We start from the raw sequence: 8474 nt of genomic DNA, 5'->3' as shown, positions 1-8474 counted from the left end.
GAATCCCTTGTTGGCGCAGGTAGTCTTGAGTAGTGGGATGGAGTAATCGAGCATCAGGTTTATTCATATTCTGATTCTATCTATTCTGCCTCTCATTCTGTAGGCTCTTCGATTGCCGGGTTAATATCTAGCAGCTCAAATCGTCTCAAACTACTGGCAATCCCCCTAACTCTTTCCGTCTCGTTGTGTGTGGGAATGGGTTGGTATGTTTGGGATTCTTACAATGCTTTTAAAAAAATTCAAACTCAAGACTTGCGAATTCAAAAATTGAGTGGTGACATAACTTATTTGGATGAAGTGTTGACTTCTAGCGCTCGTTTATCGGCTACTACAGGCAATAAGCGCTGGGAGGAACGTTATCTTAGCTACGTCCCAAAACTAGATGCGTCTTTAGCCGAAGCGCAGAAGCTCCTACCAAATGTCTTCAAAAGCGACGCATTTATTAAAACTAATGCTGCCAATGAGAAATTAATCGCCCTAGAAACAAGAGCCTTTGATCTAGTAAATAAAGGCAATCAAAAAGCCGCCGTCGCTTTGTTACTAAGTTCGGAGTACGAAGATCAAAAAGAAATTTATTCTCAAGGGTTAGATGACGCGATCGCAGCTTTGCAAAAATATGTAAACTCAAACATTCAAGCAAAATCGCAGCAAGCATTTGGCGCGATTTCTCTGCTTTTAGTTGCTCTAGTTATTTTACTATTTGCCTGGATAAGTGTCCTACGGACTTTGCAGCGCTACGATCGGGCAATTAATAATGCTGGAACGATCATTTCTACAAGTTCTAGTGAAATTGCTGCCACTGTACACCAACAAGAACGCGCGATCGCTGGACAAGCAAGTTCAGTCAATCAAACGACAACTACGATGGAAGAATTGGGTGCATCTTCTCGTCAATCTGCCGATCAAGCAACGGCTTCAGCTACTGGTGCGCGTCAGGCGTTGGTTTTAGCTGAGGAAGGAACTAAAGCCGTAAATGAAACTATCTTGAGAATGTCTACCCTCAAAGACAAAGTTGAAGCGGTTTCTCAAGCAATTGCGCGCCTAAGCGAACAAACAAATCAAATTAGCGGTATCTCTGGTCTAGTTGGTGACTTGGCTAATCAAACAAATATGCTGGCACTCAATGCAGCAATAGAAGCGGCTCGTGCGGGGGTACATGGCAAAGGATTGGCGTAGTAGCAAGTGAAATTCGCAAACTTGCCGATCAAAGCAAAAAATCTGCTGAGAAAATCACTGCTTTAGTAACAGATATCCAGTCAGCAATTAATACTACGGTTGTAGTGACCGATGAAGGCACTACAACTGTAGATCGAGGTTTAGAACTGACTAATTCTACTGCTACAACCTTTGCCGGATTTGCTGATTCTATCAATAATGTGTTTCTCAATAGTCAACAAATTGCCCTCAGCGCTCAACAGCAAGCGATCACCGTGCAACAGGTAGTTGCAGCCATGAACTCAATTAATTTGAGCGCCAGAGAAAGCGCTACTGGCATTACTCAAGTGAAAGTCAGTACAGAGCAACTCAACGAAGCTGCCCAAAAACTTAAAGCGGTTATTTAACCTTCATAAGCGATCGCAAAAAAAGGGGTGAGCCTAACTTAAGTTAGGCTCACCCTCTAAATGGAACGCGCTAAAAGTAAAACTACTTCTGCACAACTAGCTTGACGTTGGCATTTTGTAAACCGCGTTGCTTGACTTCAGATAGAGTCTTGTTAACAGCGTACTTTTGGTTAATAGAGTTAATTAACTCAGTTTGGTTGTGCTTTTTAGCAACACCCCAGAGGTCAGCAATGAGGTCAAAAGAACCATCGCTATTGCGTGACCAGCCTAGATCGTATTCGCCTTCTAATACTGCAACTAGGTCAGCGCGTACTCTTTGACCGTTGTAGCCGCGAACATCAGCTTCGGTCTTGGTGTTGATCCCTAGATCGCGTAAAGAAGCCTTGAGGATTTCAGCATCAGCGATTTTGGTGCGTAGAGTGCTAAAGTGGGACATTTGGGTTTCCTCCTGGGAAATCTGAATTAAAACGACAACAGTTTGGTTCAGGTCTAGTCGCACTTCTTTGAGGTGGGATAACCAAGGCGACTTTTTTTGTCAACTGCTGGCAAGTGCCAGCCTTTCCCCCTGTGGTAGCAGGAGAAAGCTTTTAAAACTCCATGCGCTGATATTCAGCTACGGAGGTTGCGGCGGGTCTAGCACGCTGTCTTGCCCAATCTCTCAAGGCGGTGACTTGTTCTGTCATTGTTTTCGACAGAGGCAGCGTGGACTTGATTGCCGCAATAATATCTAGTTGGGTGAATTCCCGGTCTTGAGCAAATGCCTCGTACATGGCAGCAACTAATGCCTGCTCAATTTCTGCACCAGAAAATCCATCCGCAACTTTTGCCAATTGATCTAAGTCAAAACGAGTAATGTCTCGCTGGCGTTTGATCAAATGAATGTTGAATATTTCTCTGCGCTCATCTGCCGTAGGCAAATCTACGAAGAACAGCTCGTCAAAGCGTCCTTTGCGTAAGAATTCTCCTGGCAAGCGTTCGACGCGGTTGGCTGTTGCCATCACAAATACAGGAGAAGTTTTTTCCTGCATCCAGGTCAGGAAAGAACCAAAAATTCTACTTGACGTACCGCCATCCGAGTCAGCAGAACCGCTAGTTCCAGCAAAAGCTTTGTCTAGTTCGTCGATAAATAAAATGGCTGGAGAAATAGATTCCGCAGTTTTTAAGGCGTTACGCAGATTTGCTTCACTCCGCCCTACCATCGATCCATCGTAAACTCTACCCATATCTAGTCTCAGCAAGGGTAGGCCCCAAAGACGAGAGGTGGTTTTGGCAATTAATGATTTACCGCAGCCAGGTACGCCTAAAATTAGCATTCCTTTGGGTTGAGGCAAGCCGTATTCTCTAGCTCGCTCGGTAAAGGCATTAGAGCGTTGTTTGAGCCAGTGCTTGAGTTCGTCTAGTCCGCCCACGGCTTCTAGAGTTTCGTCTTCTTCAATAAACTCTAAAATTCCGTTGCGGCGAATTAACTGTTTTTTCTCCGATAGTACGATGTCTACTTCGTTTTCTGTCAGACTGCCCTTGGTAACTTGAGCTTTGCGATAAACTTTCTCAGCTTCGTCCCTGGTTAAACCTAGCGCTGCTTTTAATAACTTTTCCCTAGCTTCCGTCGTAATTCTCCGTGCCTTTGTTTGCTCTAGTTGCTTGGACAAGACTTGATTTAGTTCAGTCATGTCTGGCAGAGGAAAGTCGAGAACTACAACTTCTTTTTCTAGCTCAATTGGCACTTGCTGGACTGGAGACATCAAAATAATTGTTTTTTGCGTTCCCTTAAAGCTAGCGATCGCATCTCTGAGCCAACGGGTTGTTGCTGGTGAATCTATAAAAGGGTGTAAGTCTTTAAAGATAAAAAGTCCCGGCTCGCGCTGTCTCGTCACCCACTCTATGGCGGCTTCTGGCGATACGGTATTTTGTTGGGTAACATTCCGGGGCTGACCGTATTCCACAATTCCATGGGTCACTGTCCAGAGAAATATGCGACGTACTGGTCTTGTTTGGGCAATTGTGGCGATCGCGCTCTCTGCCCGTTCTTCCTCGGATGTCACAAGGTAGATTAAGGGGTATTGAGCTTGAATCAGAATACTTAGCTCTTCTTGCATGACCGTCAACCTACTTGGAACCGCATAAAAACAATTTGGATACTTTGGGAGAATTATTTAAGCAATAATTCACTTTAAACAAGGTACTAATTCTTCTTGACCTGCCGCGCTCGGTGTTACTTGCGCTACAGTCAGTTGTTCTTCGTTTACTACTCCAAGTTGGCTTTTTAAAGCTACCATTTCGCCATCAGAGACTACTAGGGTAGTGGCACACTCTGGACAAGCATAGAGTTGATGAGTGCGACCGTGGATTGTTTCTACTTCTTCTACCATTTCTGGATGAGTTAGATAAAAAACAATTGCCTTCTCAGCTAGTTCGGACATTGGCTCGGAGTCAATTGCCGATCTGATTTTTAGCCTTCTATGTATTTCTGGAGTCAGATAAAATGTAACCTTTTGCTTAGCTTGCATATATCGTTTTTCAGTCTTGTTACCCGGGTATGTTTATCACCTTACTTGCCTCTTTTAGGATTGTCAAGACAGTATACTGTTATGACAGCAATATCGTTACAAACTGTAATATTTGGGAGAAATAAGGGAAGTACGCTCAAATAGGTTATGGGTGTCACAAACCTGATAAATTTAGCGAGTATCAAGCGAGTAAGCACTGGTCAAGATGAAAGTCCTAATTATTGGTGGTGATGGCTATTGCGGCTGGGCAACCGCCCTATATCTGTCGAGTCGGGGTCATGACGTTGGCATAATAGATAGTTTGGTGCGGCGACATTGGGATTTACAGTTAGGGGCAGATACCCTAACTCCGATTGCGTCGATCCAGCAAAGAATTGAGCGCTGGCGAGATTTGACGGGAAAATCAATCGATTTATTTATTGGTGACATAAACAATTACGAGTTTTTGGATAAGTCACTACATAAATTTGAACCAGAATCTATTGTTCATTTTGGCGAACAACGCTCTGCGCCGTTTTCGATGATCGATCGCGAACACGCAGTTTTGACGCAAGTAAACAACGTTGTCGGGACGCTGAACTTGCTTTACGCCATGCGCGAAAGCTTCCCCAATTGCCACTTAGTGAAGCTAGGGACAATGGGCGAGTATGGCACGCCCAATATAGATATTGAAGAAGGCTACATAACCATCGAACACAACGGGCGCAAGGATACGCTACCGTACCCGAAGCAACCAGGCTCGATGTATCACTTAAGTAAAGTCCACGACAGCCACAATATCCACTTTGCTTGTCGAATTTGGGGCTTACGCGCCACCGATTTAAACCAAGGAGTGGTGTACGGCGTATTGACCGAAGAAACCGGGATGGATGAAATCTTAATCAACCGTCTAGATTACGATGGCGTATTTGGTACGGCGTTAAATAGATTTTGCATTCAAGCGGCGACTTCGCACCCGTTGACGGTGTATGGCAAAGGCGGACAGACACGGGGATTTTTAGATATTCGCGATACAGTCAAGTGCGTAGAACTTGCGATCGCATCTCCCGCCGAGGCTGGTGAATTTAGAGTATTTAATCAATTCACCGAGCTATTTAGTGTGGGCGATTTGGCAGCGATGGTAGCCAAAGCTGGAGAAGCGATGGGACTAAAAGTCCAAATCGACAATATAGCTAATCCTAGAGTTGAGAAAGAAGAACATTACTTCAACGCCAAAAACACCAATTTGCTCAACCTAGGCTTGCAACCGCACTATCTATCAGATTCCTTGCTCGATTCGCTGCTCAATTTTGCCGTTAAATACCAACACCGAGTAGACAAAAACCAAATTCTCCCCAAAGTTTCTTGGCGTTGACATAAGGCTGGTTACAGAACCTTACTTGACACAAGTTGATAGATTATCAAAAGTAGGTAATTATATTTTGGCGCAGTTTGACGAAGACTCTATTGTCGTTTATCAAGCCTATCGTCCAGCAATTGGCAAGTTCGCCGCCGCCCAAGGTTATTTTGGCGGCGAGTTTAGCTTTGAAGGCATGAGTTGGATCAAGACTAATTTCTTGTGGATGATGTATCGTTCGGGATGGGCGACAAAAGTAGATCAAGAAATAATTTTAGCTATTTGGCTAAAACGTTCAGCTTTGATGACATTTTGGCGCTGGCGGTACGTTCCACGTTTGTGCCAGAAATATATGCAAGTGAAACGGAGTGGAAAAAAGCTGTACAGGGTTCTAACGTGCGTCTGCAATGGGACCGAGACCGTCATCCATCAGGAGCCAAATTAGCGCTTAGAGCAATTCAGTTAGGTTTACGCGGTGATGTATTAAAAGCTTATGCCAGAGAATGGATTATTCATATTGAGGATATTTCTGACTTTGTACAGCAGCAACGCCAAAATATTGTGTCTGACTGCACCCAATTGATAACACCATCCGAAACGGTCTACCCCGTTCTCAAGCTTGATATTAGTATCAAGCTGGAACTAGCTCAAAATCCTGCCTGTAATTAACAATTTTTTGTATGCGAATTGCCTTATTTACTGAAACCTTTTTGCCCAAAGTTGATGGAATTGTCACGAGACTGCGACATACTGTAGAGCATTTGCAGCGTAGTGGTAACGAAGTAATTGTCTTTGCTCCCGATGGCGGCATAACTGAGTACAAAGGGGCTAGAGTGTATGGAGTGACCGGGTTTCCCTTACCCCTGTATCCAGAACTAAAAATGGCATTGCCTAGACCTGCGATTGGTCACGCCATAGATGAATTTCAGCCCGATATTATTCATGTAGTTAACCCAGCAGTTTTAGGATTGGCTGGGTTGTATTATGCCAAGTCGTTAAAAATTCCGTTGGTAGCTTCTTACCATACGCATTTGCCCCAGTACCTCCAGCATTACAACTTAGGAATGCTAGAAGGCTTATTGTGGGAATTGCTCAAATCTGCCCACAATCAAGCGCAGCTAAACTTGTGTACTTCCACAGCAATGGTAGAAGAATTAACCGCTCACGGCATTGAGAGAGTAGATTTGTGGCAAAAAGGAGTAGATACAGAATTGTTTCATCCCGAACTTGCGACAGAGGAAATGCGATCGCATCTAAGCCAAGGTTATCCTCAACATCCATTACTACTGTACGTCGGTCGGCTGTCCGCAGAAAAAGAAATTGAGCGAATTAAACCCGTCCTTGAAGCTATACCCGATGCCCGTTTAGCCTTAGTTGGCGATGGTCCTCATCGCGCCGCCTTAGAACAACATTTTGCGGGGACTCCTACGCACTTTGTGGGCTATCTCACGGGGCGAGACTTAGGCTCGGCGTTTGCTTCGGCGGATGCTTTTATCTTTCCTTCCCGTACCGAAACCTTGGGATTGGTATTACTCGAAGCTATGGCGGCGGGGTGTCCTGTCGTAGCTGCAAGTTCGGGCGGAATCCCGGATATTGTCACATCGGGGGTAAACGGGTTTTTATTCGATCCGCAAACTGGAGATGAAGGCGCAATTTTAGCTACCGAGCGGTTGCTTGCCCAAGCCCAAGAACGCGAAAGCATCCGCCACAATGCCCGCCAAGAAGCCGAACGCTGGGGATGGGCTGCTGCTACTCTTCAATTAGTCGCTTATTATCAAAAAGTTAGAAGTCGATGTTTAGCTTATTCGTAGACAAGTTAGGAGTTTACTTGAGGTCAATTTGCAAAACTTCTATATACTGATCGACTACGGTCTCTACAGAAAATGCCTTGGCTCGTTGGCGCAATAATTCTGGCTCTATTGGCTGCGCTAACGTTGCAATAATTGCTTCTGCTAGAGCTTGAGAGTCGCCTACCGGAGACAACTTACCATATTTGCCATTTTCTAAAATTTCCGCAGGACCGCTCTTGCAATTGGTAGAAACAACTGGAGTTCCGACAGCCATAGCTTCGGCGATGACGTTGCCAAATCCTTCGTAGATAGAGGAGAGGGCAAAAACTTTAGCTTTTGCCATGTAGGCATAGGGATTGTCTACAAACCCTGGCAAAGCAACGGATTCTTCTAAGCCTAGTTCGGCAATTAGGCTTTCAAGCTCAGGCTTGATTGCTGGTTCGCGCTTGTCTATATCTCCTAAAATTACTAATCGGGCTGGAGTATGTTGGCGAACGATCGCTAAAGCGCGAATTAAAGTAGCAAAGTCTTTTTGTCTTACTAGCCGCCCTACACCCAAAATTACTGGCGGTTCTCCAGGTGCAAACCAAGGATTGTCTACAGGAGCGGCGGCTTTTTCCCCAATATCGGGCGTAATTACTGGGTTGTAGATAACTTTAACTTTTTCTGGCGGCAGATTTGCTAGGTGGGCGACATCATCGGCGACACCTCTAGACACGGCTATAATGCCATCGGCTAAAGGATAAAACCAACGTACCAACGCCGCCCGTAATTTGCCTACGACTAGGTCGGGCTTATCTTCAAACTGATAAGACAAGTTGGTATGTACCGACATGATTACTTGCGTAGGCACTTTTGCTAGACGTTTAGCCCAGGTTGCAGCGCTGACAATATCTAAGGCAGAAAGAATAATTTTTGGTCTTTCTTGGCGCAGGTAATCTACCAAAGCTAAAGTTTTAAATAAAATAACTGGAGACTTTGATTTTAGGTCTACTAGGCGCACTTCTGGAGGTACTTTGCTTAGGTACGCTCCCTCGGCTCGTGCTAGTACCAAGTCAACTTTTAGCCCTCTTTGAGCTAAACCTTGGGCGAGTTGGAGCATGACCCTCTCTGCGCCGCCACCGTCCATATTAGGCACAAATAAACTAACATCAGTGTTTTTCTGTGCTGGAGGGGTGGGTAATGAAGTCTCTAACATTTGCTGTATAACTGATAGTTCAGTAATTGAGGTCTTTACCCGATCAATTATCTAGCAATTTAACCCGCGATCGCGAGATGC

At 44.9% G+C, this 8474-nt stretch carries 6 protein-coding genes and 2 pseudogenes; 4 read left to right on the top strand and 4 right to left on the bottom strand.

The genetic code is table 11. From position 1 onward, the window contains the following. The first annotated feature begins 195 nt into the window (after positions 1-195). Positions 196-1562, top strand: a pseudogene (locus AC2VE5_RS14495) (methyl-accepting chemotaxis protein). 82 nt (positions 1563-1644) lie between these two features. Here the strand turns inward: AC2VE5_RS14495 and AC2VE5_RS14490 are convergent. From AC2VE5_RS14490 to AC2VE5_RS14480, 3 genes are all read right to left on the bottom strand, one after another. Then, entirely contained in the window at positions 1645-1998 is a 354-nt protein-coding gene (locus AC2VE5_RS14490) for a DUF1257 domain-containing protein (protein ID WP_486888448.1), read from the bottom strand. A 151-nt stretch (positions 1999-2149) separates the two neighbouring features. Then, positions 2150-3658 carry a stress-responsive protein Ycf46 gene (gene ycf46, locus AC2VE5_RS14485; protein WP_486888447.1) on the bottom strand — a complete coding sequence of 503 codons (1509 nt, stop codon included), beginning with the start codon at positions 3656-3658 and terminating at the stop codon, positions 2150-2152. Between the two features lie 69 nt (positions 3659-3727). Then, positions 3728-4069, bottom strand: a complete 342-nt coding sequence (locus AC2VE5_RS14480; protein ID WP_486888446.1) for a slr0373 family blue light stress response protein — start codon at positions 4067-4069, stop codon at positions 3728-3730. A gap of 205 nt (positions 4070-4274) precedes the next feature. On the opposite strand from AC2VE5_RS14480, the gene AC2VE5_RS14475 reads away from it, so the two are divergent. From AC2VE5_RS14475 to AC2VE5_RS14465, 3 genes and pseudogenes are all read left to right on the top strand, one after another. Next, positions 4275-5423, top strand: a complete 1149-nt coding sequence (locus AC2VE5_RS14475; RefSeq protein WP_486888445.1) for an NAD-dependent epimerase/dehydratase family protein — start codon at positions 4275-4277, stop codon at positions 5421-5423. Between the two features lie 25 nt (positions 5424-5448). Then, a pseudogene (locus tag AC2VE5_RS14470) lies at positions 5449-6074 on the top strand (DUF4291 domain-containing protein). An 11-nt stretch (positions 6075-6085) separates the two neighbouring features. Next, positions 6086-7216: a glycosyltransferase family 4 protein gene (locus AC2VE5_RS14465; protein ID WP_486888444.1), complete on the top strand. Its 1131-nt coding sequence runs from the start codon at positions 6086-6088 to the stop codon at positions 7214-7216. A 13-nt stretch (positions 7217-7229) separates the two neighbouring features. On the opposite strand, the gene AC2VE5_RS14460 is transcribed toward AC2VE5_RS14465, so the two are convergent. Beyond that, positions 7230-8393 (bottom strand): glycosyltransferase, encoded by a 1164-nt coding sequence (locus tag AC2VE5_RS14460; RefSeq protein WP_486888443.1) that lies wholly within the window; start codon positions 8391-8393, stop codon positions 7230-7232. Between the last annotated feature and the right edge of the window lie 81 nt (positions 8394-8474).

This window comes from Aliterella sp. E5.1 (assembly GCF_057473825.1).
This window is presented reverse-complemented; position numbering and strand designations above follow the sequence as displayed.

Coding starts and splice junctions, on each gene's coding strand:
- AC2VE5_RS14490 (WP_486888448.1), bottom strand. CDS start 1,998: ATGTCCCACTTTAGCACTCTACGCACCAAAATCGCTGATGCTGAAATC.
- ycf46 (WP_486888447.1), bottom strand. CDS start 3,658: ATGCAAGAAGAGCTAAGTATTCTGATTCAAGCTCAATACCCCTTAATC.
- AC2VE5_RS14480 (WP_486888446.1), bottom strand. CDS start 4,069: ATGCAAGCTAAGCAAAAGGTTACATTTTATCTGACTCCAGAAATACAT.
- AC2VE5_RS14475 (WP_486888445.1), top strand. CDS start 4,275: ATGAAAGTCCTAATTATTGGTGGTGATGGCTATTGCGGCTGGGCAACC.
- AC2VE5_RS14465 (WP_486888444.1), top strand. CDS start 6,086: ATGCGAATTGCCTTATTTACTGAAACCTTTTTGCCCAAAGTTGATGGA.
- AC2VE5_RS14460 (WP_486888443.1), bottom strand. CDS start 8,393: ATGTTAGAGACTTCATTACCCACCCCTCCAGCACAGAAAAACACTGAT.